This is a genomic window from Streptomyces abyssomicinicus, assembly GCF_008974245.1.
In the GTDB taxonomy this organism is placed as follows: Bacteria; Actinomycetota; Actinomycetes; order Streptomycetales; family Streptomycetaceae; genus Streptomyces; species Streptomyces abyssomicinicus.
Genome location: NZ_BBZI01000010.1, coordinates 115,934 through 137,964 on the forward strand (window position 1 = coordinate 115,934; position 22,031 = coordinate 137,964).

Genomic DNA, 22,031 nt, shown 5'->3' on the forward strand with positions numbered 1-22,031 from the left:
ACCGGCGCGACGACGTGACGCGCGTGAAGGCCCGGGGCGCCGGAACGCGCGGAAGCGGGGCCGGACCGGGGTGACCCGGTCCGGCCCCGCCCTTGTGCGCAGGGGTACGGGCGCCGTCAGAACCTCGATGACGCCTTACCGGCCTTGGCCTTCCTCATTCCCAGGGCCGCGCATGCCGCTCCGAGGCAGATCGCCAGGGCGCCGACGCAGATGCTGCTGATGATCACGCCGGCGTCGGGGTTGGTGCCCACCACCCAGGGGGCGATGATCATCCACACGCCGAGACCGGCGGCGGCCCAGCCGAGCCCGCTCATCCGTGTCGGGTTGGCGGCCGCGCAGATCGCCAGGGCGGCTATCGCCGCGCCGACGATCACGTTGTGCGCGACCATCGGGGGCTGGCTTCCGGTGAAGTGCAGGATCCACGGCGAGGCGGCACAGTACACGCCGACCAGACACAGCGGCGCGGCGAGCATTCCCAGATTCGGACCCTGCTGGGAGCGGGCGTACTGCTCCCTCATTTCGAGCACGTCGGGGTGACTCGCCATGTCACCACGCGGGTGCGAGACATTGGCCATGACTCGTCTCCTTCGAGATCTCAGGCCTGACCGCGAGTGCGGCGGAAGGAATCGAATGCGGGGCGGTTGACCCGCACCTGTTCCATTCTGCCCCGATTCACCCGTTATGTGTAATGCAGGTCACGGAAACATTCCGCCACGGCTCATCCGGCGCGCTCGAGCAACCCCCGGACGTAGGCCGCCTGCCCCACGTGCTGGAGATCGTCGGAAAGCACGCTGACCAGCCGGACGCCCAGGGTCACCGGGGGGTCCCACCGCTCGTCGACGATCCGCTCCAGCTCGGCGGCGGTCAGCGCGCGCAGGAAGCGCAGCGTCTGCTCGTGCACCGCGTCGTAGTAGCCGGTCAGCAGATCGGGGGAGCCGACCCGCACCGCCGCCACCTTCGCCGGGTCGTGCCCGAAACCGGTGTCGGAGGCCGGCAGGGACAGCCCGAAGCGGCCGTGCCAGTCCTGTGCCGTCCAGACCTGCTCCAGGCCCGCGACGTCCGAGACGTGGTCGTCCTGCACCCGCGTCAGGTGCCACACCAGCCAGGCCACCGGGTTCGCCCCCGGGGCGGGGGGCGTGGCGAGCCGCTCCGCGTCCAGGCCGTGGACCGCCGCGTGCACCTCCTCGCGGATCCTGCCGTATCCCTCGATCAGAATGTCCTTTGCGTGCATGTCTCCAGCCTCCGCCGGATCGCGTCACCCCGCTCGGCGGTTGGACCGGGAGAGGGTCGGTGAGGAAGAGTGATCGCGCACCACCGGACACGCCGAACCCCAGGAGTCGCGTTGTACACCGCCCATCCCGGCCGCTACGAGCAGATGCCCTACCGGCGCACCGGACGCAGCGGCCTGAAGCTTCCCGCGCTGTCGCTCGGCCTGTGGCACAACTTCGGTCCCGACCGCCCCGTCGAGACCCAGCGGGCCATCCTGCGGCGCGCCTTCGACCTCGGGATCACCCACTTCGACCTCGCCAACAACTACGGCCCGCCCCCGGGCGCCGCCGAGGCCGCCTTCGGCGAGGCGCTCAAGGCCGAACTGCGGCCCTACCGTGACGAGATGGTCATCTCCACCAAGGCCGGCTACCTGATGTGGGACGGGCCGTACGGCGAGTGGGGCTCGCGCAAGTACCTGCTCTCCTCGCTGGACCGGAGCCTGTCCCGGATGGGGCTCGAGTACGTGGACGTCTTCTACTCGCACCGCCCCGATCCGGACACCCCGCTCGAGGAGACCATGGGGGCGCTGCACTCCGCCGTGCAGCAGGGCAAGGCGCTCTACGTGGGCGTCTCCAACTACTCGCCGGAGCAGACCCGCGAGGCGGCCCGCATCCTCGCCGGCCTCGGCACGCCCCTGCTGATCCACCAGCCCCGGTACTCGATGCTCGACCGCCGTCCCGAGGAGACCGGCCTGCTCGACACGCTGGACGAACTCCAGGTCGGCTCCATCGTCTACTCGCCGCTCGAGCAGGGCCTGCTCACCTCCCGCTACCTCGACGGCATCCCGGAGGGCTCCCGCGCCGCGAGCGACAGCCCCTTCCTGACCGCCGAGAAGGTGACCACGGAGCTCGTCGGGCACCTGCGCGCGCTGAACGGCATCGCCGCCGCGCGCGGCCAGTCGCTGGCCCAGATGGCACTCGCCTGGGTGCTGCGGGGCGGCCGCGTCACCTCCGCACTGGTCGGCGCCAGCAGCCCGCAGCAGCTGGAGGACTCGGTCGCCGCCATCGGCAACCTGGACTTCTCCGACGACGAGCTGTCCCGGATCGACGCGATCGTCCGCGCCGCCGGCTGACGCACGGCCGACCCGGTGTACGGGCCCCGCGGGGGTGTTCCCCTCCCCGCGGGGCCCACGCACCGTGAACGGGGGGTCACAGGTCATCCGAATCGGGGGGAGTGACAGGGCCGCACCCGGGTAGAAGGAGAGGCGCATCAGTATCCGGCCGGGCCGGCAGCCGAGAGAGACACGCATGATCGAGCACCTGGACGGGGCCGTGGCGACAACGGGTTTCGACGTGCCCGTGGAGCCCCTGCGGCGTGCGACGCACTTCACCGGTGAGCCGGGATGCATCGCCGAGGCGCGGGAGTTCGCGGGGCAGTTCCTCGAGCAGCTGAGGAACGAGTGGTGCGCCACCGCCGACGAGCGCTACGGCGGCGAACTGCTCCTGGTCGTCAGCGAGCTGGTCACCAACGCGGACCGGCACAGCCACGGTCCGTACATCCTCGAACTCGAGGGCTCGGACAACTCCGTGACCGTGACGGTCTACGACAGCAGCGTCGCCCTGCCGCAGATCTTCCCCCGCGACCCCGAGCGCGTCGGCCGGCACGGCCTGGAGATCGTCCACGCGGTCGCCGACGAGGTCGTGGTGGAGCGCGTCCCGGTCGGCAAGCGGATACGCGCCACCCTTCGTCTGGGTGGCTGAGCCGCCCCGCCGCGGTCCCCCGGCCGCGGCCGGCCCCGGCTTGCCGCCGGGGGATTCACCTCTGAGCGGAACCTCGACCGGCCGTCTTGCCGGGGCCGGGGAGCGGCCTAGGGTGAGAGGGGTGAGCGACCACGCGACCTCCCCGGCCCCCGTCCCCCTCCGCCGCCCGGCCCGTGCCAGGGAGCCGCTGTGGCGCGACCTCGTCGGCGAGGTGCTGCGCCGCGAGCGGCTCGCCCAGGGGCGCACCCTCAAGGAGGTCGCCGAGGCCGCGCGGATCTCCATGCCCTATCTGTCGGAGCTGGAACGGGGCCGCAAGGAGGCCTCCTCGGAGGTGCTCGCGGCCGCCGCCCGGGCGCTGGGGCTCGGTCTGGGGGACCTCCTCATCCGTGTCCACAGCCTCCTCGCGGCCCGCTCGGGCGCCGTGCCCGGCGCCCTGTCGGCCGCGGTGCCGCACCGCGGCGGCCTCTGCCTGGCCGCCTGACGCGCGCCCGGTGACGCGGGCGCGCCCCGGCGGCGCCGGCCGAAGCCCGCGGGCCGTGGGCCCCGGCCCAGGGCCCGGAGGCCGGGCCCCACGGTCGGGGCACCACGGTCGGGGTCCCAAGGCGGGGCCCGTGGTCGGGGCCCGAGGCCCGGCCTCAAGACCGAGGCCCGCGGCCCCTGGGCCGGGGCCCGTGGTCAGGGTCCCGACGCCGGTCCCGAAGCCCGCGGCCGGGCCCTCGGGCCGGGGTTCTCGGTCGGGGTCCCATGGCGGGGCCCGTGGTCGGGGCCCGAGGCCCGGCCTCAGGACCGAGGCCCGCGGCCCCTGGGCCGGGGCCCGTGGTTCCGTGTTCCGGGGTCCCAACGCCGGGCCCGATGGCCGGAGCCCGCGGTCGGGGCCCCCGGGTCGGGCCTCAAGGCGCCGAAGCCCTCTGCCTGGCCCCGAGACCGAAGCCCCTGGCCGGGGCCCGCGGTCGGGGGCCCCGGGGCCGGGCCCGCCGACGGGGCCTTGGGGGTCGCGGCCCGGGTCGGGGTCAGCGACGCTCGGTCAGCACCTCGTCCGCCAGGCCGTAGGCCACCGCCTCCTCGGCGGTGAACACCTTGTCCCGGTCCATGTCCGCCCGCAGCGCCGCCGTGTCGTGACCGGTGTGCCGGGCGAGCACCTCCTCCACCTGGGCCCGGATCCGGCCGATCTCCCGCGCCCGCAGGGCGAGGTCGGCCACCGTCCCCTGGCTGCCCGCGCTGGCCGGTTGACCCAGCAGCACCCGCGAGTGCTCGAGCACGAACCGCCGTCCCGGGTCGCCGCCCGCCAGCAGCACCGCCGCCGTCGACGCCGCCTGCCCCACGCAGAAGGTGGCGATCGGCGCGCGTACGAAGCGCAGCGTGTCGTAGATCGCCATCAGCGAAGTGACGGAGCCACCGGGGGAGTTGAGGTACAGCGCGATCTCGTGGTCGGGGGCCTCGGACTCCAGGTGGAGCAACTGGGCGATGACCACGTTCGCCACCCCGTCGTCGATCTCGGTGCCCAGGAAGACGATCCGCTCCGACAGCAGGCGGCTGAACACGTCGGAGGACCGCTCGCCCCGAGCCGTGCGCTCGGTCACGTACGGAACCGTGTAGCTTCCCATGATCACAGCCCCGTCCGGCGTCGGGAGGCGCTGGGACGCACCTCGTCGAAGGAGTCCACCAGGCGGTCGACCATCCCGTACTCCCGGGCCTGTCCGGCGGTGAACCAGCGGTCCCGGTCGGAGTCCCGGGCGATGGTGTCCTCGCTCTGCCCGGTGTGCTCGGAGAGGATCCGCTCGATCTGCCGCCGGGTGTACTGGAGGTTCTCCGCCTGGATCTCCACGTCGGCCGCCGTGCCGCCGATGCCGGCCGACGGCTGGTGCATCATGATCCGCGCGTTGGGCAGCGCGTACCGCTTGCCCGGCGCGCCCACGGTCAGCAGGAACTGGCCCATGCTGGCCGCGAACCCCATCACCAGGGTCGAGACGTCGTTCGGGATCGCCCGCATCGTGTCGTAGACGGCGAGACCGGCGGTCACCGAGCCGCCCGGGCTGTTGATGTAGAGGCCGATGTCGGTCCGCGGGTCCTCCGCGGAGAGCACGAGCAGCTGGGCGCAGACCCGGTTGGCGGACACCTCGTCCACCTGGGTGCCGAGCACCACGATCCGCTGCGCCAGGAGCGCCGACGCCAGGTGGTCGTCGAAGCGCGTGTACGGGGTGTCGCCGTCCTGCGCCCGGGGGGCGTACTGCGGTGGAAGCATCCGAGGTCCTCCTGAAGACTCGTTCCCGAAGCGGTGTGCTGCCTCGAATGTGCCCCGCCGCGCCCCTCACCAGGGCGTTTCTCTGCCTGCGGCAGATCTGCCGAGGGCAGAGGAGCACGTCGCCCGGCCACGTCCGATGAGTTTTCACCGCCCCGCCGGTCGACAGTGATGAACGACGGACAATCGGGAGGAACCGATGGACAGCAACGGATTCATCACCTGCCTCTGGTTCGACAACCAGGCGGAGGAAGCGGCCAACTACTACGTCTCGGTCTTCCCGGACTCCCGCATCGAGCGGGTGGACCGGTTCTCCGAGAACGGCCCGGAGAAGATCGTCCCGGACGACTCCGGGTCGTCCGCCGAGGTCCAGTTCACCATGAACGGCCAGCGGTTCTCCGCCCTCGACGGCGGGCCGCTCTTCCACTTCGACGAGGCGATCTCGTTCCAGATCATGTGCGACAGCCAGGAGGAGGCCGACCACTACTGGAACACCCTGATCGGCGACGGCGGCCAGGAGAGCCAGTGCGGCTGGCTCAAGGACAAGTACGGGCTGTCCTGGCAGGTGATCCCCAAGGAGGCCCTGGAGATCATGCGCGACCCCGACCGCGAGAAGGCCGCCCGGGCCATGGCCGCGATGCTCACGATGCGGCGGCTCGACGTCGAGGAACTGCGCGCGGCCCGCGACGCCGCCTGAGCGTCCCGCCACCCGTCCGCCCCGCTGCCCGGCGCCCGCCGGCGACGCTTCCGGCGACGCGCGGCGTGGCCGCGACCCGGGCAGCATGGAAACCGAACCATCCACGAACGGAGGCCGCACCATGGCCGCACAACCCGAGGGCACCCCGATCTGGGCGGACGCGATGTTCGCCGACCTGGAAGGGGCCAAGAAGTTCTACGGAGAGGTCCTCGGCTGGACCTTCGGCGAGTCCAGCACCGAGTTCGGCAACTACACGGAGGCCTACGCGGACGGCAAGGCGGTCGCCGCCGTCGTCCCGCCGATGCCCGGGGCGGAGGAGCAATCCGCCTGGTGTCTCTACCTCGCCACCCCCGACGCCGCGGCCACCGCCGCGCGGATCCGGGAGAGCGGCGGGGAGATCGTCCTCGAGCCGATGCAGGTCGCCGACTTCGGCACCATGTGCATCGCACGCGACCCCGGCGGCGTGGTCTTCGGCCTCTGGCAGCCGGGCAAGCACACGGGCTTCGACGCCGTCGGCACGCCGGGCGCCTTCTGCTGGGCCGAGATCTACACCCGCGACGCCGAGAAGTCGGACGGGTTCTTCCCCGCCGTCTTCTCCTACAGCCAGAAGAGCATGCCCGACGACAAGATCGACTTCAGGGTGTACGAGCTGAACGGCGCCCCGCTGCTCGGCCGGATGAGGATGACGGAGGACTTCCCGCCGGAGGTGCCCCCGCACATCAACGTCTACTTCGCCGTCGCCGACTGCGACGAGGCCGTCGCCAAGGCGAAGAAGCTCGGCGCTCAGGTCCGGTTCGGGCCGGAGACCAGTCCCTTCGGCCGGTTCGCCACCCTCACCGACCCGCACGGCGCGCCCTTCTCGGTCCTCGACCCCGACACGACGGAGGGCGAGATGCCGCCGCTCGACGAGGTCGGCTGACGCCTCCCGGTTCCACGCGGTCCCGTTCCCCTCGGGGCGGGGCCGCGTGGCGTGCGTGGGATGATCGTGTCCATGCGTGCTGAACGACTGGTCGCCGCCTGCGACGGCGCCTGCAAGGGAAACCCCGGTCCCGCCGCCTGGGCCTGGGTCCTGGCCGGGAGCGCGACCGCTCCGGAGACCCCCACCCGCTGGGAGGCCGGCCCCCTCGGCACCGCGACCAACAACATCGCCGAGCTGACGGCCCTGGAGCGGCTGCTCGCCGCCACCGACCCCGAGGTGCCGCTCGAGGTCCGGATGGACTCCCAGTACGCCATGAAGGCCGTCACCACCTGGCTGCCCGGCTGGAAGCGCAACGGCTGGAGGACGGCCGCCGGCAAGCCCGTCGCCAACCGCGACCTGGTCGTCCGGATCGACGAGCTGCTGGCCGGCCGCACCGTGGAGTTCCGGTACGTCGCCGCGCACCAGGTCGACGGCGACCCGCTCAACGACTTCGCGGACCGGGCCGCCAGCCAGGCCGCGACCGCCCAGGAACCCGCGGGCAGCGGCCTCGGTTCCCCCGAGCCCCCGCCGTCGCCGACGCCCGCCGCGAAGAAGACGCCCGCCCGTACGCGTGCGTCGCGTACGGGCGGGCGGGCCGCCTCGGCCGGGGCGTCGGCACGGACCATCAAGGCCAAGTTCCCGGGCAGGTGCGGGGTCTGCGGTCGCGGCTACCCGGCGGGCGAGCCCATCGCCAAGAACGGGCAGGGCTGGGGGCACCCGGAGTGCCGCGCGGCCGGCTGAGGCCGGCCTCACCGGCGCGGCGGCGTCAGAGCACGGTGCCGCGCCACTCACCGGTCTCGGTGCCGCGCTCCTCGATGAACTTCTTGAAGCGCTGCAGATCGGCCTTGGCGTTGCGCTCCACGAAGCCCAGCTTGTCGCCGATCTTCTCGGCCGCGCCCTCCGGCCGGAGCCGCATGCGGAGGTTCACCTTGGTGGCGCCCGGGGCGACCGGCTGGAAGGTCACCCGGCCCTCCTGCGAGGTTTCCCCGCCGACGGTGGTCCAGCTGACGCACTCGTCGGGGATCTGCTCGGTGATCTCCGCGTCGAACTCGCGCTTGACGCCGTCGACCTTGGTCACCCAGTGCGTGAGGGTGTCGGTGCGCTGCTCGATCCGCTCGACCCCGCTCATGAACTCGGGGAAGGTCTCGAACTGCGTCCACTGGTTGTACGCGGTGTGCACAGGAACGCGGACCTCGATGGATTCCTCGATCACGGACACGTGATGTCCTCCTTCGCGTAGGTTGCGTGCCGTGCGTCTTGCCGCCCGCCCGGGAGGCAAACGGGGTTCGGCGAAGAAGCGGAAGGACTCTTTCCGTAAAGCTCCGGGGGGCGCGGCCCGGCGACGGGGACGGTGACCGGGCGTGACAGACTGATCCGCATGGAACAGCGAGTAATCGGCAGGTCGGGCCGGAGTCTCTCGGCCATCGGACTCGGCACCTGGCAGCTGGGCGCCGACTGGGGCGACGTCGAGGAGAAGGACGCGCTGGCCGTCCTCGAGGCGGCGGCGGAGGCCGGCGTCACCTTCTTCGACACCGCGGACGTCTACGGGGACGGACGCAGCGAACAGACCATCGCCGCGTTCCTGCGCGGCCGCCCGGACCTGGACATCACCGTCGCCACGAAGATGGGGCGCCGCGTCGACCAGATCCCGGAGAACTACGTCCTGGAGAACTTCCGGGCGTGGAACGACCGCTCCCGCCGCAACCTCGGAGTGGAGCGGCTGGACCTGGTCCAGCTGCACTGCCCGCCCACGGCCGTCTACTCCTCCGACGAGGTGTTCGACGCCCTGGACACCATGGTCGAGGAGGGCCGCACGGCCGCCTACGGCGTCAGCGTCGAGACCTGCGCCGAGGCCCTCACCGCGATCGCCCGGCCGCACGTGGCCAGCGTGCAGATCATCCTCAACCCGTTCCGGATGAAGCCCCTGCTCGAGGTGCTGCCGGCCGCGGCGGAGGCCGGCGTCGGCATCATCGCCCGCGTCCCGCTCGCCTCCGGGCTGCTGTCCGGCAAGTACACCAAGGACACCGTCTTCGCCGCCAACGACCACCGGACCTTCAACCGGCACGGCGAGGCCTTCGACCAGGGCGAGACCTTCTCCGGGGTGGACTATGGGAGCGGCGTCGAGGCCGCCGCGGAGTTCTCCGGGCTGGTGCCCGTGGGCTTCACCCCGGCCCAGGCCGCACTGCGCTGGATCATGCAGCAGCCCGGAGTCACCACCGTGATCCCCGGCGCCCGCAACCCCGAGCAGGCCCGCACCAACGCCGCCGCGGCCGGCCTGCCGCCGCTCTCCGAGGAGACGCTGGCGTCCATCCGCGACCTCTACGACCGCCGGATCAAGGAGCAGGTCGAGAACCGCTGGTAGTCCGCCTGTCGGCCTCCGGCGCGCCGAAGACGGAGGGCGGGGCCGTTCCCAGGGGAACGGCCCCGCCCTCCGTGCGTCCGCCTGTCCGGGTCACGCCTCGATGAGCAGTTCCCGCTCCTGTTCCTGGTCCCCGGAGACGGTCCCCCGGTCGCGTACCGTGAACGTCGCCGCCAGCGTCTCGCCGGCCTTGTGGACCGCCTCGGGAGTGCCCTGCAGGGTCACCGTCATCGGGTCGGCGACCCCGGTGCGGCCGGAGGTGTCGGGCGGGGTGGGAGCGGAACTCTCCGTCTCTCCGAAGATCGCGGTGTGCACCGTGGCGTGCTCGTCCTTGGGCTGCGAGTCCGGAGGCCCGAAGACGGGCTCCAGGGTGCGCAGGACCGCCTGGGCGTCGGAGCAGTGCCCTCCGGTGAGGGTGATGGTGAGCTGTGTGCCGGTCATGTTCCGCGGGTCCCCTCGGCCGAGATCGCCTGGCTTCTTGCAGCCTGACGGGTAACCGTGCGGGCGGTCCCCGAAACCGCCGCCACCGCCTCCGTGCTCCCTGCGGTCCCCGCGGTCCTTCCGGTCCTTCCGGTCCTTCCGGTCCTTCCGGTTCTTCCGGTTCTTCCGGTCAGGTGGACGACAACCCGCCGGTCCTCCCATATGCCGGTTGACCCGGGGAACTCCGGGCAGAAGGGGCTGTCGTACAAGGCCCCCGCGGACAGGAGGAAGGGTGACCGGTAACCGACCCGGCGACACGGCCGGAGACGACGACGGCCTCGGCGACGGCATAGGCCGGCGGCTCAACAAGGGCCGCAACGAGACCGAGGAGGAGGCGGCCGACCGGAAGTGGGGCGAGCTGATCCAGGAGGTCAGGGTCGCCCAGACCGGCGTGCAGATCCTCTTCGGCTTCCTGCTCACCGTCGTCTTCCAGCCCGGGTACCAGGAACTGGGCGAGACCGACCGGGGGATCTACCTCGTCACCGTGGTGCTCGGCGCGATGACGACCGGCGCGCTGATCGCGCCCGTCGCCCTGCACCGCATCGTCTCCGGCCGCCGGGTCAAGCCGCAGGCCGTCCAGTGGGCGGCCCGGGTGACCTTCACCGGACTGGTGCTCCTGCTGGCGACCATGACCTCGGCGCTGCTGCTCATCCTCCGCGTCGCCACCCACGACGGTTTCGTGCCGTACCTGGTCGCCGGGGTGCTGGCCTGGTACGTCCTGTGCTGGTTCGTGCTGCCCCTGTGGACCCGCTACCGCTACACCTCGAAGTAGCCGCGCCGACCGCCGTCGCGGCACGACGAAGGCCCGGCCCGCTTCCGCGGGACCGGGCCTTCGTCCGCTCGTCCGGCATCCCCGTGCGCGCCGAGGGCGCCTCACCCGTTGGCCAGCAGCTCCGAGAGGAAGCCGTCCACCTCGACGTGCTCGTCGCCGGGAGCCACCACCCGGTAGCTCTCCTCCAGGAACCGCTCCACGGCCGGAGCCCAGGCGTGGACGACGGCGTGGTGGCGCTCGCCGTCGCCCTTGTGCTCCCCGTAGAAGTCCATGCGCAGCTCGTGCCAGCCGCGGGCGTAGCGGGGGGAGAACCGCACGTCGCCCTCGCCGACCGGACGGCGCAGGCCCTCCGCGAGCATCTCGCGGGCCAGTCGCCAGCGGGCCAGCACCCGGCCGTCGTGGCTGAAGGTCGCGGTGACCGCGAACGGGTCCTCCATGTCGTAGCTCAGGTGCGCGAGCACCGCGAAACGGTTGGCGTCGCTGCCGCTCCCGCCCGACTGGAGCTGCATCACAACGGCCCTGTGCACGAACGCGCTCGACTTCATCGAGACCTCCGGGGGAGTGGACGAGATGTACTACCGTGCACACCCTGTTACCCCCGCTCCCCGCACCCATGACCACCGACTTCCGGCATGGGGGAGGTCATCCGAAGGCGTTGCGCAACTCCGGCAGCAGGATGCGCTCGGACCACTCCAGGAACGTGTGCTGGGACTCCCCGCCGATCTGCACCAGGGCGACCTCGGTGAACCCGGCCTCGGCGTAGGGCCGCACCGCCTCGACGAAGGCCTCCGGATCGTCACCGCAGGGGATCGAGGCGGCCACGTCGTCCGGCCGCACGAACTGCGTGGCGGAGGAGAACGAGTCCGGGTGGGGGAGCTCGGCGTTGACCTTCCAGCCCAGCCCGAACCACCGGAACTGCTCGTGCGCACGCCGGACCGCGGTCTCCCGGTCGGGGTCGAAGGAGACCGGGAGCTGCCCGACGCGCGGCTTGCCCTCACCGCCGTGCTGGTCGAACAGGTCCAGCAGCTCCTTCTTCGGCTCGGTGGCGATCACCAGGTCGGCGTAATGCCCGGCCAGCGCGCAGGACTGCTCGCCGGAGACCGCGATCCCGATCTGCGGCGGTCGCTCGGGCAGGTCCCACAGCTTGGCGGAGTCCACCTGGAAGTGCTCCCCGTGGTAGGTCAGGTGTCCGCCCTCCAGGAGCGCCGTGATGATCTCCACGGCCTCCTCGAACCGTTCGTGCCGCACGTCCACCGTGGGCCAGCCCTCGCCGGTGACGTGCTCGTTGAGGCTCTCGCCGGACCCCAGCCCCAGCCGGAAGCGGCCCTGCGACAGCAGCTGCAGGGTCGCCGCCTTCTGCGCCACCACGGCGGGGTGGTAGCGGAACGTCGGGCAGGTCACGTACGTCATCAGCGGGATCCGCGTGGTCGCCTGCGCCGCCGCGCCCAGCACCGCCCAGGCGTACGGGGCGTGCCCCTGTTCGCGCAGCCACGGGAAGTAGTGGTCGGAGGTCACCGAGAAGTCGAAACCGGCCTCCTCGGCCCGCACCACATGCTCGACCAGTTCCCGCGGACCGGCCTGCTCGGTCATCATCGTGTATCCGATTTGCACCATGACCGCCGCGTTCCCGGCACAACGGACGAAAAACTGGACCGTCGGTGCGCTGTGGGAGGCTGGACGGGTGATGCTCGAGGATCTGGTCCGGCTGCGCCGGGCGCGCGACACGATGGACCGCGACTACGCACAGCCGCTCGACGTACCCGCACTCGCCGGCGTCGCCCTGATGTCACCGGGGCACTTCTCGCGCAGCTTCCGCGCCGCCTTCGGCGAGACGCCGTACAGCTATCTGATGACGCGCCGCGTCGAGCGGGCCAAGGCCCTGCTGCGCCGGGGCGACATGTCGGTCACCGAGGTCTGCTTCGCGGTCGGGTGCACCTCCCTCGGGTCGTTCAGCTCGCGCTTCACCGAACTGGTCGGCGAGACCCCGAGCGCCTACCGGGCCCGCGACCACTCGGCGGACGCAGCCGTCCCGCCCTGCGTCGCCAAGCTCTACACGCGACCGGTCAGGAACGGAGAAGCGCGCACCGGGCCCGGCGCCTAGCGTGGTGCCCATGGACATCACGCTCTCGCAGTGCTTCATCGCCGTCGACGACCACGACAAGGCGCTCGCCTTCTACCGCGACGCCCTCGGGCTGGAGGTGCGCAACGACGTCGGGTTCGAGAACATGCGCTGGGTGACCCTGGGCGCCCCGTCCCAGCCGGACGTCTCCGTGGTGCTGGAGCCGCCGCTCGCCGACCCGAACGCCTCGCCCGCCGACCAGCGGGCCATGGCCGAGCTGCTCGCCAAGGGGCTGCTCCGCGCCGTCATCTTCGCCACCGAGGACGTTGACGCCACCTTCGAGCGCATCCGCTCCAGCGGCACCGGCGAGGTCCTGCAGGAGCCGACCGACCAGCACTACGGCGTGCGCGACTGCGCCTTCCGTGACCCCGCCGGGAACATGGTCCGCTTCCAGCAGCAGCGGAAGGGCTGACCCGGCCCGCCGGGTGAGGCGGCCGGCGGCCGGCGGGCCCACGCCCTCCTCGGCCGCCGGACGGCCCGGCGCGCCCGGCGTGCCCGGCGTGCCCGAAACCTTGTGCCCTGGTCGACTGGTCGCACGATCGTCGTGCGAGGGAGGCACAGGTGAGGGACCGGCTGGGGCACGCCGTGTGGGCGGTGGGGGTCGCGCAGTTCTTCGCGGTCCACTCGATCGTCGAGTCCGCGTGGAACCGCCCGTACAGCTGGGCGGCGCACAACATCAGCGACCTGGGCAACGTCACCTGCGGCCCGCAGGGCCGCGAGCCGGCGCCACGCTACGTCTGCTCGCCCGAACACGCCCTGATGAACGCCTCGTTCGTCGCCCTGGGCGTGCTGTTCCTGGCCGGGGTGGTGCTGGCCGGTGGTCTCTGGCGGGGCGGGCCCGCCGGCACCGCGGCCCGGGTGGCACTCGGGACGGCGGCCGCCGGCTTCGCGCTGGTCGGCCTCGCCCCCGCCGACGTCGACGAACGCCTGCACGTGCTGGGCGCCCTGCTGGGGATAGGGGTCGGGAACGTGGGGCTGCTCCTGTCGGCGGCAGGTCTGTCGGACCGGGTCGCCGGGGTGTGGCGGTGGGGTGCGGCGGCGCTGGGCGTCGTCGCGTCCACCGCCTGCGTGCTGCTGCTGCTCCATCAGGACCTCGGTCTGGGCATGGGCGGGATGGAGCGCGTCGCCGCCTACCCGATCCTGCTGTGGGCCTTCGCGCTCGGGGTGGCCGGCCTGTTCGGACGGACCGGTAGGGTGGCGCGGTCCACGCCGGAGCGCCGGCCGCAGGAGGGGGAGCGCCGTGTCTGAGCCGGAAACGTCAGGGCTGTACCCGCAGGTGGAGCCCTACGCGAGCGGGCTGCTCGACGTGGGCGACGGCAACCGGGTGTACTGGGAGGTCTGCGGCAACCCCGAAGGCAGACCCGCCGTGGTGGTGCACGGCGGCCCGGGCTCGGGGTGCTCGCCCAGGGCCCGGCGGGTCTTCGACCCCGAGCGGTACCGGGTCGTCCTGTTCGACCAGCGCAACTGCGGCCGCAGCACCCCGCACGCGAGCGACCCGTCGGCCCCCATGGAGCACAACACCACCGGCCACCTGATCGCGGACATGGAGCTGCTGCGCGAGACGCTGGGGATCGACCGCTGGCTGCTGTACGGCGGTTCCTGGGGCTCCACGCTGCTCCTGGCCTACGCCGAGACGCATCCCGAACGGGTCTTGGAGATCGTCGTCGCGGGGGTCACCACCACCCGGCGCTCGGAGATCGACTGGCTCTACCGCGGGGTGGGGCGCTTCTTCCCGCGGGACTGGGAACGCTTCCTCGCCGGAGTGCCGGGCACCGCGCCGGACGGCGACGTCGTCGGGGCGTACGCGCGGCTGATGGCAGACCCCGACCCCGAGGTGCGGTCCCGGGCCGCCGCCGACTGGTGCGCGTGGGAGGACGCCGTGCTCTCCGCGGAGGGCGGCAAGGAGGCCAAGCCGTACAGCGGGCGGCCGTCGGAGGCGATGCTGGCGATGGTGCGCATCTGCTCGCACTACTTCGCCCACGGCGCCTGGCTGGAGGAGGGGCAGCTCATCCGCGACGCCCACCGGCTGGCCGGCATCCCCGGCGTCCTGGTGCACGGCGCGATCGACCTGAGCTCCCCGCTGGACACCGCGTGGCAGCTGTGCCGCAACTGGCCGGACGCCGAGCTGATCACCGTGGGGCGGGAGGGACACCTCGGCGGAGGGACCACGCGCCGCCACGTCCTGGCCGCGCTGGACCGGTTCGCGGGGCACTGACGTCAGGCGCGGCGAAGAGCGGCGAAACGTGCCCTCGGGTTCCCGCGGAACCGGGCCGTCACGACCCACGCGGGCACCGCCCGCCGCACGGCGCGACCCCCTCGGCGAGGGGTCCCGGCATGACGCGCGCGGTCCGCCGACGGGCCGTACGCGGGCTCCGCGTCATCGCTGTGACCTGGGCCGACTCCCTTGTGGAGCCTAGGATCCGGGCATGGACCACACCTCACGGAGCATGCGCAGCGTACGCACGGCCGACGACGTCTTCCGGCTGCTGGACGGGCTCTTCGGGCCCGCCGCCGACCGGTGGACGGACGGTGCCGCCGACTGGTGGGACCGCTTCTACTCCGACCGCACACGGGGCGTTCCCTTCTTCGCGTCCCGGCCCGACGAGAGCCTGGCGTCCTGGCTCGACCGCGGCCTCGTCACCCCCGGCCTGCGCGGCCGCGCCCTGGACCTGGGGTGCGGGCCCGGCCGCAACACCGTTCACCTGGCGCGTCACGGATTCGCCGTCGACGCGGTGGACCTCTCCCCGACGGCGTTGAGGTGGGCCCGGGAGCGGGCCGAGGAGGCCGGCGTCGAGGCGGCCTTCCACCGCGCCGACGCCTTCACCCTGACCGAGTCGGACCTCGACGGGCCGTACGACCTGATCTACGACTCGGGCTGCTTCCACCACCTGCCGCCCCACCGCCGCGTCGGCTACCTGGCCTTCCTCGACCGCTTCCTCGCCCCCGGCGGCACCTTCGGCCTCAGCTGCTTCGCCACGGGAGCGGAGAACTCCGGGACCGAGCTCTCCGACCTCGACCTCTACCGGGACGCCCGCGCGCACGGGGGAGTGGCGTACGGCGACGACGACCTGCGGTGGATCTTCTCCGACCTGACCGAGGTGGAGCTCCGCCGGATGCGGCGGCCGGACCCCGACGATGAGACGTTCGGCGAAGCGTTTCTCTGGGCCGGTCTCTTCCGCAGGCCGCTGCAGCGGGCCTGAGGCGCGCCGCGCGGATGCCGTGATGCCGCCCGCGGTGCCTGGTGTCGGAGTGGCCTGGCACCATGCCGACCATGGAAATCGCACACGCTCTCGACGGCCTGGACGACCGTCCCTGGTCCGCCGTCTCCCACGCCTACGGAGCCGCCGACGGCCTCCCCGACCTGCTGCGCGCCCTGGCGGGGCCGGACGACGACGCGGCCGACGAGGCGCTGTCCGAGCTGTACGGGTGCGTGCTGCACCAGGGCACGGTGTACGCCGCGACCGTCGAGACCGTGCCCTTCCTGGCCCGCATCGCGGCGGCCGGACACCGGACCGCCGACGTGCTGGCGCTCCTCGGCGGCATGGCCGAGAGCGAGGACGACCACGCGGTGGCGCCGGGCGCGGTCCGGGAGGCCGTGGCACGCCAGGTCCCGCTGCTGCTGCCCCTGCTGGACGCCGACGAGCGGGACGTCCGGCGGTGGGCTGCCTGGGCCGTCGCGCACAGCCGGGCGTCCGCGCTCGTGCTGCCCGCCCTCCGCGCCCGGTGGGAGAGGGAGCACGACCCGGCCGTGCGGGCCGAGGTGCTGACCGCGATCGCCCGCCTCGACCCCGCGCTCGGCGCGGAGACGGCCGCCGGTGTCCTGGACGTCGGCCGGCCCGCCGAGCTGCGCCTGGCCGCCGTCTTCGCCGCCCTGGACGCGGGAGTGCCGTGGAGCGGCGCGCACCACACCGTCATGCTGTCCGTCCTGCCGGCCGACCCGCTGATGTCGGCCGGCACCCAGCCGGAACGCGGCGAGCCGCTGTGCGCGGTCGTCGAGGCACTGCTCGGCCGGGGTGGTGAGGCCGAGCGTGAGGCGGCGTTCGCGCTGCTCGACGAGGCCCTGCGCGACGTGCGGGAGGAGGTGCGCTCGGAGGCGCGGTGGGCGGCGGACCGCGCCTGCATGCTCTCCCGCAGCGCACCGCGGCGGCTGCTTCCCGGGCTGCTGGCCTCGGTCGGCGCCGGTGCGGGGGGCACCCCCGACGAGCGGGGTCTGCTCGGTCTCGCCTCGCTGTTCGAACGCCTGGGCCCCGCCGCCGCGCAGGCCGCGCCGGCGCTGGCCCCGCTCGCCGGCCGGAACCCGGACCGGAAGGACGACCACGCGGACCGTGTGCTCGCCGCCCTCGTGCTGGTCGCTCCCGCCGACGCCGTGCCGCTGCTGGCGCGCGCGCTCGGGCGACGGCCGCGCGCCCTGAACGCCGCGGCTGGACTCCACGCTCCGGGCGACGGCGTCGTCCTCCCGTACGACGACGGCCTCCTCGACGCCGTGCGGCGCCGCCTGCGGTGCCCGGACGACCTGGTGGGCAACGAACCCTGGCAGCTCACCCGCCTGCTGACGGCATGGGGCGTCCGGTCCGCCGCGGCGCTCCCGGAACTCCGGGCGGTCCTGACGCGCTTCCCCACCCAGGTGGCTCCGGCCGTCGCCGCGATCGCCGCGGTCCGCCCGCCCGGCGAGCGCGCCGCGGCGGCCGAGGCGCTGCGCCCCGTCGCCGAGGCCGAACCCGGAGGCGACGGCGCGCTGATCGCCGCAAAGGCGCTGCACGCCCTCACCGGTGACGACGGGCCCCTGCTGCGCTGCCTGGCCCGGCGGCTCTCGGAGGGGCCCAGGGAGGTGGCGGAGGCCGCCTCGGCGGCGGCGGAACTGGGGCCCCGGGCCGTGCCGCTCGCCCCCGCGCTGCGAGCCGCCCTCAGCGGCCCGGACGACCCGCTCATCCACCCCGTCCTCGACGCCGACACGGCGATCGCGGGGGCGCTGTGCGCCGTCGAGGGCGACACCGCCACGGCCGTCGCGGTCCTGGACTCCGTCCTGGCCCGGACCGCGGACGACCCCTGGGCGTGCTGGACGGCGGGACGCGCGGCCCGCGCGGCGGCCCGGACAGGGCCGGCCGGACGCCCGCTGACGGCCCGTCTGGAAGCCCTTCTCACCGACCCGGGCCGGACACCGGCCGCGGTCCTCGCCCTCTGCGCCGTCGCCGACCCGGCGACCCTCGACCGCCCCGCCCTCGCCTCCGCCGTGCTGGAGGCGGCCGAGCAGGACGCCGACCCGACGGGCGCGCTCGACGTCCTGGAGGTCATGGGCATCGGCGCCCTCCCCGCCGACTGCCTGCGCCGCCTCGAGCGCCTCGCCGAGGGCGACGCGCGGATCGTCCGCTCCGGGCTGGAGAACCGGATCATCCGCCAGGACGAGGCATTCCGGCTCCGCGCCCGCGCGCTGCTCGCCTCCGCGGGGGCGGGCCAGGGCTGACACGGGACGGCACGAGGCGGGGCGCCTCCGGGGCGGTGCCCCCGGCCGGACCGCCCCGGCGCCGGGGCGGACCTGCCCGGCACCGGGCGGTCCGGCCCGCGACGCGGCGGAGCGCTACGGGCCGCCCGGGGGCGCCCCGTGCTCCAGCCGCTCCCGCTGGCCGGACGTCAGACGCAGGGCGCCCGCCGCGACGTTCTCCTCCAGGTGCGCCGCCGACGCCGTGCCCGGGATCGGCAGCATCACCGGTGAACGGGCCAGCAGCCAGGCCAGCAGCACCTGTTGCGGCGTGGCGCCGGTCTCCGCGGCCACGGCCGCCACCTCGGCGGAGTCGCCCGCCGCGACCGGACGCCACGGCAGGAAGGCGATGTCCGCGGCCTCACAGGCGTCCAGCACCCGTTCGTGGTCACGGCTGAACAGGCTGTACCGGTTCTGCACGCTCGCGACCGGGGCCGTCCGTCGTGCCTCGGTGAGCTGCTCCGCCGTGACCTCGGAGAGCCCGATGCGGTGCACCAGGCCCGCGGCGCGCAGCTCCCCGAGGGCCCCGACCTGTTCGGCGACCGGCACGGCGGGGTCGAGCCGGTGGAGCTGGAGCAGTTCGATCCGGTCCAGGCGCAGTCTCCGCAGGGCCTGTTCGGCCTGGCGGCGCAGACTTCCGGGGCGGCCGTCGTGGGCCCATCCCTCGGGGCCGTCGGACCGCGCGATGCCGACCTTGGTGGCGATCAGCAGGCCCTCGGGATAGGGATGGAGGGCGTCGGCCAGCAACTCCTCGTTGGCGCCCCAGCCGTACATGAAGGCCGTGTCGACGAGCGTCACCCCGAGTTCGGCGGCCCGGCGCGCGACGCCGAGGGCCCGTTCCCGCTCCGGTCCCGGGGCCGTGGGCAGTCGCATGGCGCCGAAGCCCACCCGGCCCACCGGAAGCCCGCTCGCGCGGTCCGCCCTGTCCGCGGCGGTCACCAGGGGATCACCGCGTACGCCTCGACCTCCAGCAGGAGTTCGGGACGGATCAGCGCCGACACCTCCACCGCCGTGCTCGCCGGCGGGCGGGCGACGTCGATGTAGGTGTCGCGGACCACCCGTACCTGGGGGAGGTCGGCGATCCGGGTGACGTAGAAGCCGAGCTTGACCACGTCGGCGAAGGAGGCGCCGGCCGCCTTGAGGCACCGCTCGAGGTTGCCGAAGACCTGATGCGCCTGCGCGGTGACGTCCCCCTCGCCGACCACACGTCCCGCGGCGTCCAGGGCGACCTGACCGGAGATCACCACCAGGCGGCCCTCCGCCACGACCAGCGGGCTGTATCCGCTGCCGGGCGCCAGGCCGTCGACCGCCGGGTGCTCGAGCATCGTGTCCTTCTCAGACATGCGTTCCCCTCCCCGGTCACCTCCGTGACCAGGCGTCACACCCTACAAAGGCGGGTGGCGCCGCGCGCCCGGTTTCCGCCGCCCGCCGCGCGCCCGGCTTCACCTGCCCTCCTCGTCGTCGGGGCGGCCGCCGATCCAGTCCTGCGCCGCGCGGAGCCGGCCCGACCACCGCCGGTCGTGCCGCAGCGCCCGCCGCTCGGCGCGGGCCAGGGCCCGCGGACGGCCGCGGTAGAGGCGGCGCGCCCAGGGGGACCCGGGGCGGGCGAGACGCACGGCGCCGACCAGGGCGACGAAAGGGACCACCAGCCCGAACACGGCCAGCCGCGCCTTGCCCTTGGCCAGGGCGGTCAGGACGATGAGGAAATGGACGACGACGGTGACCGCCACGGTCCCGCGGCCCTCCCGGGCGTCCTCGTTCAGGCCGTCCACCCCGAAGGGCAGGAAGCCGGCGAGCAGCAGCCCGGCCAGCGCGGCGGTGATCACCACCACCTCCACGCTCTTGCGGCCCGCCTCCGACCAGTAGACGTCGGCCAGGTGGAGGATCAGCGCGAACTCGTCCAGCACCAGCCCCGCGCCCACGCCGAAGACGACCGCGGCGGCCCAGGAGCCGAAGCCGTGCGTGCCGCTCGCCACCGCGCCGAAGCCGCCCGCCACGGTGAGTACCACTCCCGGCACCACGTGGTGGACGTGCACGCCGCCGCTCTCCACGTTGCGGAACGGCCCCCGCCCGGCACGGATCGCCCGGGTCACCAGCCGGGTGACCGCGAAGGTGACGAGGAAGGACGCGAGGGCGAGGAGCAGGGGGAGCTTGCCGGGCTCGACGATGTTCCGGTACAGCCAGTGACCCATGGCGGGACTCTATGCGGGACTCCATGCCGATATATCTGTTACCTCCCGGTTCGCCGGGCGCGTCGGCCTTGCTCCAGCACGCCGTATGATGATCGCGCCGACGACTTCCGGAGGAACCCATGGCCGGCCGACCACTGAGCATCGCCGTCGCGCAGCCCCGCTGCGCCGCCCACGACGTGGCGGGCAACGCCCTGGCCCACGCCGAGGCGGTACGGGCCGCCGACGCCCGGGTGGTGGTGTTCCCCGAGATGTCCCTCACCGGCTACGAACTGGACGCCGCCCCGGTCGCCCCCGACGACGAGCGGCTGGCCCCGATCGTCGCCGCCTGCGCCGAGACGGGATCGCTCGCCCTGGTGGGCGCGCCCGTCCCCGGACCGCACATCGGGGTGCTCGCCGTGGACGGTGACGGCGCCCGCGTGGTCTACGGCAAGACGCACCTTTACGGCGCCGAGGCGGACCACTTCCGTCCCGGCGAGCCGACGGTGATCGAGGTGGACGGAGTGCGCCTGGGGCTCGCGGTCTGCCGGGACACCGGTCTGCCCGAGCACGCGGCCGCCACCGCCGCCCTCGGCATGGACGGCTACGTGGCCGGCGTGGTGCACTCCGACACCGAGGCCGAGGTGCACGGCGAGCGGGCCCGCAGGGCCGCCGCCGACCACGGTGTCTGGGTCGCCACCGCCGCCTTCGCCGGCCCCACCGGCGGCGGTTTCGACCGCACCTCGGGACGCTCGGGCATCTGGGCGGCCGACGGCTCCCTCGTCGCCGAGGCGAGCGATCTCCCCGGCGACTTCGCCCGGGCGGTCATGCCCGCGCCCGGCAACGGCTAAAGTCCGCCGGAGCGCCCGGCCGTCCGGCGGGCAGGACGGGGGAGGACCGTGGCCAAGGTCGGCATCAGCCTGGACGCCGAGCTCGTCGTGGAGGTGATGGTCCTCTCCGGGACCAACTCGCCGCAGGACGCCGTCGAACTCGTGATCCGCGACTACATCGCCCGCGGCCACCGCACCGAGGCGCGCACGGAGCTCACGGACCAGCGGCTGCGGGAGATCGACGCCAAGCCGCAGGACCCGCAGGGCGGCTGACCGCCGCGGGCCCCGGTCACCCCTCAGCCCGGCGCGACGAACCCGGACTCGTAGGCGGCGATCACCGCCTGCGTGCGGTCCCGCACCCCCAGCTTGGCGAGCACCGAGCTGACGTGGGACTTCACCGTCTCGGTGCCCACGACCAGCCGCTCGGCGATCTCCGCGTTGGACAGACCGCGGGACACCAGCCGCAGCACCTCCGCCTCCCGGTCGGTCAGCTCCGCGCGCTCCAGCCGGGCCCGGGCCCCGGCGTTGCCGCGCGTCTCACCGTAGGAGGCGGCCAGCTGCCGCACCGCGGCGGGGAACAGCAGCGAGTCGCCCTCCGCCACCAGCCGCACCGCGTTCACGATCTCGGCGGGCCGGGCCCGCTTGAGCAGGAACCCGTCGGCGCCGGCCCGCAGCGCGCCGTACACGTACTCGTCGTTCTCGAAGGTGGTGACCACCAGGATCTTCGGCGGGTCCGCGACGGTCCGCAGCACCGCACGGGTGGCCTCGATGCCGTCCATCAGCGGCATCCGCACGTCCATCATCACGACGTCCGGACGCAGCTGTCGCACCAGCGGGACGACGGCCGCCCCGTCGGCGGCCTCCCCGGCCACCGAGATGCCGGGCTGCGCCTCCAGCACGGCGCGAAGACCGACGCGCACCAGCGGTTCGTCGTCGACCAGGAGAACGGTGAGGGGCATCGGCA

28 protein-coding genes are annotated in these 22,031 nt (G+C 73.6%); 16 read left to right on the forward strand and 12 right to left on the reverse strand.

Annotated features, from left to right (window positions below; genetic code table 11):
* Nucleotides 1–116: 116 nt before the first annotated feature.
* Nucleotides 117–575, reverse strand: a complete 459-nt coding sequence (locus tag GBN72_RS23620) for an SPW repeat protein (RefSeq protein ID WP_151773904.1) — start codon at nt 573–575, stop codon at nt 117–119.
* A gap of 143 nt (nt 576–718) precedes the next feature.
* A complete protein-coding gene (locus GBN72_RS23625; RefSeq protein WP_151773905.1) occupies nt 719–1,231 on the reverse strand; it encodes a mycothiol transferase in 513 nt (170 codons plus the stop codon).
* Nucleotides 1,232–1,342: 111 nt separating this feature from the next.
* On the opposite strand from GBN72_RS23625, the gene mgrA reads away from it, so the two are divergent.
* From mgrA to GBN72_RS23640, 3 genes are all read left to right on the forward strand, one after another.
* Complete coding sequence (gene mgrA / locus GBN72_RS23630) at nt 1,343–2,341, forward strand: L-glyceraldehyde 3-phosphate reductase (protein ID WP_151773906.1); 999 nt, start codon at nt 1,343–1,345, stop codon at nt 2,339–2,341.
* 175 nt (nt 2,342–2,516) lie between these two features.
* Nucleotides 2,517–2,969 (forward strand): ATP-binding protein, encoded by a 453-nt coding sequence (locus GBN72_RS23635; protein WP_151773907.1) that lies wholly within the window; start codon nt 2,517–2,519, stop codon nt 2,967–2,969.
* Nucleotides 2,970–3,090: 121 nt separating this feature from the next.
* Nucleotides 3,091–3,450, forward strand: a complete 360-nt coding sequence (locus GBN72_RS23640; RefSeq protein ID WP_246212811.1) for a helix-turn-helix domain-containing protein — start codon at nt 3,091–3,093, stop codon at nt 3,448–3,450.
* A 529-nt stretch (nt 3,451–3,979) separates the two neighbouring features.
* Here the strand turns inward: GBN72_RS23640 and GBN72_RS23645 are convergent.
* Nucleotides 3,980–4,573, reverse strand: a complete 594-nt coding sequence (locus GBN72_RS23645; RefSeq protein ID WP_151773908.1) for a ClpP family protease — start codon at nt 4,571–4,573, stop codon at nt 3,980–3,982.
* A 2-nt stretch (nt 4,574–4,575) separates the two neighbouring features.
* Nucleotides 4,576–5,211 carry a ClpP family protease gene (locus tag GBN72_RS23650; protein WP_151773909.1) on the reverse strand — a complete coding sequence of 212 codons (636 nt, stop codon included), beginning with the start codon at nt 5,209–5,211 and terminating at the stop codon, nt 4,576–4,578.
* 196 nt (nt 5,212–5,407) lie between these two features.
* On the opposite strand from GBN72_RS23650, the gene GBN72_RS23655 reads away from it, so the two are divergent.
* The 3 genes from GBN72_RS23655 (at nt 5,408) to GBN72_RS23665 (ending at nt 7,604) form a co-directional block, all read left to right on the forward strand.
* On the forward strand, nt 5,408–5,905 hold the full coding sequence (locus tag GBN72_RS23655; protein WP_151773910.1) for a VOC family protein: 498 nt from the start codon (nt 5,408–5,410) through the stop codon (nt 5,903–5,905).
* Nucleotides 5,906–6,026: 121 nt separating this feature from the next.
* A complete protein-coding gene (locus GBN72_RS23660) occupies nt 6,027–6,824 on the forward strand; it encodes a VOC family protein (RefSeq protein ID WP_151773911.1) in 798 nt (265 codons plus the stop codon).
* Between the two features lie 60 nt (nt 6,825–6,884).
* Nucleotides 6,885–7,604, forward strand: coding sequence for a ribonuclease H family protein (locus GBN72_RS23665; RefSeq protein WP_151773912.1), 720 nt, complete (start codon nt 6,885–6,887; stop codon nt 7,602–7,604).
* Nucleotides 7,605–7,629: 25 nt separating this feature from the next.
* On the opposite strand, the gene GBN72_RS23670 is transcribed toward GBN72_RS23665, so the two are convergent.
* A complete protein-coding gene (locus GBN72_RS23670) occupies nt 7,630–8,082 on the reverse strand; it encodes an SRPBCC family protein (protein ID WP_151773913.1) in 453 nt (150 codons plus the stop codon).
* Between the two features lie 159 nt (nt 8,083–8,241).
* Here GBN72_RS23670 and GBN72_RS23675 point away from each other — a divergent pair, with 159 nt between their 5' ends.
* A complete protein-coding gene (locus GBN72_RS23675) occupies nt 8,242–9,225 on the forward strand; it encodes an aldo/keto reductase (protein WP_151773914.1) in 984 nt (327 codons plus the stop codon).
* A gap of 90 nt (nt 9,226–9,315) precedes the next feature.
* Here GBN72_RS23675 and GBN72_RS23680 read toward each other — a convergent pair whose 3' ends face one another.
* Nucleotides 9,316–9,663 (reverse strand): hypothetical protein, encoded by a 348-nt coding sequence (locus GBN72_RS23680; protein ID WP_151773915.1) that lies wholly within the window; start codon nt 9,661–9,663, stop codon nt 9,316–9,318.
* A gap of 328 nt (nt 9,664–9,991) precedes the next feature.
* Between GBN72_RS23680 and GBN72_RS23690 the strand changes: the two genes are divergently transcribed.
* Nucleotides 9,992–10,474, forward strand: coding sequence for a DUF6328 family protein (locus GBN72_RS23690; RefSeq protein ID WP_164540861.1), 483 nt, complete (start codon nt 9,992–9,994; stop codon nt 10,472–10,474).
* Between the two features lie 101 nt (nt 10,475–10,575).
* Here the strand turns inward: GBN72_RS23690 and GBN72_RS23695 are convergent, their stop codons facing one another.
* On the reverse strand, nt 10,576–11,019 hold the full coding sequence (locus tag GBN72_RS23695; protein WP_151773918.1) for an SsgA family sporulation/cell division regulator: 444 nt from the start codon (nt 11,017–11,019) through the stop codon (nt 10,576–10,578).
* Nucleotides 11,020–11,116: 97 nt separating this feature from the next.
* Nucleotides 11,117–12,088, reverse strand: coding sequence for an LLM class F420-dependent oxidoreductase (locus GBN72_RS23700; protein ID WP_151773919.1), 972 nt, complete (start codon nt 12,086–12,088; stop codon nt 11,117–11,119).
* A 67-nt stretch (nt 12,089–12,155) separates the two neighbouring features.
* On the opposite strand from GBN72_RS23700, the gene GBN72_RS23705 reads away from it, so the two are divergent.
* The 6 genes from GBN72_RS23705 (at nt 12,156) to GBN72_RS23730 (ending at nt 18,054) form a co-directional block, all read left to right on the forward strand.
* Nucleotides 12,156–12,575, forward strand: a complete 420-nt coding sequence (locus GBN72_RS23705; RefSeq protein ID WP_151774183.1) for a helix-turn-helix transcriptional regulator — start codon at nt 12,156–12,158, stop codon at nt 12,573–12,575.
* A 10-nt stretch (nt 12,576–12,585) separates the two neighbouring features.
* A complete protein-coding gene (locus GBN72_RS23710; protein ID WP_151773920.1) occupies nt 12,586–13,005 on the forward strand; it encodes a VOC family protein in 420 nt (139 codons plus the stop codon).
* 149 nt (nt 13,006–13,154) lie between these two features.
* A complete protein-coding gene (locus GBN72_RS23715; RefSeq protein WP_164540840.1) occupies nt 13,155–13,841 on the forward strand; it encodes a DUF998 domain-containing protein in 687 nt (228 codons plus the stop codon).
* Nucleotides 13,834–14,808: a prolyl aminopeptidase gene (pip, locus tag GBN72_RS23720; RefSeq protein WP_246212812.1), complete on the forward strand. Its 975-nt coding sequence runs from the start codon at nt 13,834–13,836 to the stop codon at nt 14,806–14,808. Before GBN72_RS23715 ends, pip begins: the two co-directional genes overlap by 8 nt.
* A 211-nt stretch (nt 14,809–15,019) precedes the next feature.
* Entirely contained in the window at nt 15,020–15,793 is a 774-nt protein-coding gene (locus GBN72_RS23725; RefSeq protein ID WP_151773922.1) for a class I SAM-dependent methyltransferase, read from the forward strand.
* Nucleotides 15,794–15,864: 71 nt separating this feature from the next.
* Complete coding sequence (locus GBN72_RS23730) at nt 15,865–18,054, forward strand: hypothetical protein (protein ID WP_246212814.1); 2,190 nt, start codon at nt 15,865–15,867, stop codon at nt 18,052–18,054.
* A gap of 114 nt (nt 18,055–18,168) precedes the next feature.
* Here the strand turns inward: GBN72_RS23730 and GBN72_RS23735 are convergent, their stop codons facing one another.
* From GBN72_RS23735 to GBN72_RS23745, 3 genes are all read right to left on the reverse strand, one after another.
* Nucleotides 18,169–19,008 carry an aldo/keto reductase gene (locus GBN72_RS23735; protein ID WP_281371859.1) on the reverse strand — a complete coding sequence of 280 codons (840 nt, stop codon included), beginning with the start codon at nt 19,006–19,008 and terminating at the stop codon, nt 18,169–18,171.
* Entirely contained in the window at nt 19,005–19,412 is a 408-nt protein-coding gene (locus GBN72_RS23740; protein WP_246212816.1) for a RidA family protein, read from the reverse strand. The genes GBN72_RS23735 and GBN72_RS23740 overlap by 4 nt, the downstream gene beginning before the upstream one ends.
* Before the next feature lie 99 nt (nt 19,413–19,511).
* Nucleotides 19,512–20,261 (reverse strand): hypothetical protein, encoded by a 750-nt coding sequence (locus GBN72_RS23745; protein WP_151773924.1) that lies wholly within the window; start codon nt 20,259–20,261, stop codon nt 19,512–19,514.
* 119 nt (nt 20,262–20,380) lie between these two features.
* On the opposite strand from GBN72_RS23745, the gene GBN72_RS23750 reads away from it, so the two are divergent.
* Both GBN72_RS23750 and GBN72_RS23755 read left to right on the forward strand, forming a co-directional pair.
* Entirely contained in the window at nt 20,381–21,088 is a 708-nt protein-coding gene (locus tag GBN72_RS23750; protein ID WP_151773925.1) for a carbon-nitrogen hydrolase family protein, read from the forward strand.
* A 48-nt stretch (nt 21,089–21,136) separates the two neighbouring features.
* Nucleotides 21,137–21,340 (forward strand): type II toxin-antitoxin system VapB family antitoxin, encoded by a 204-nt coding sequence (locus GBN72_RS23755; protein ID WP_151773926.1) that lies wholly within the window; start codon nt 21,137–21,139, stop codon nt 21,338–21,340.
* Nucleotides 21,341–21,363: 23 nt separating this feature from the next.
* Here GBN72_RS23755 and GBN72_RS23760 read toward each other — a convergent pair whose 3' ends face one another.
* On the reverse strand, nt 21,364–22,026 hold the full coding sequence (locus GBN72_RS23760; RefSeq protein WP_151773927.1) for a response regulator: 663 nt from the start codon (nt 22,024–22,026) through the stop codon (nt 21,364–21,366).
* Between the last annotated feature and the right edge of the window lie 5 nt (nt 22,027–22,031).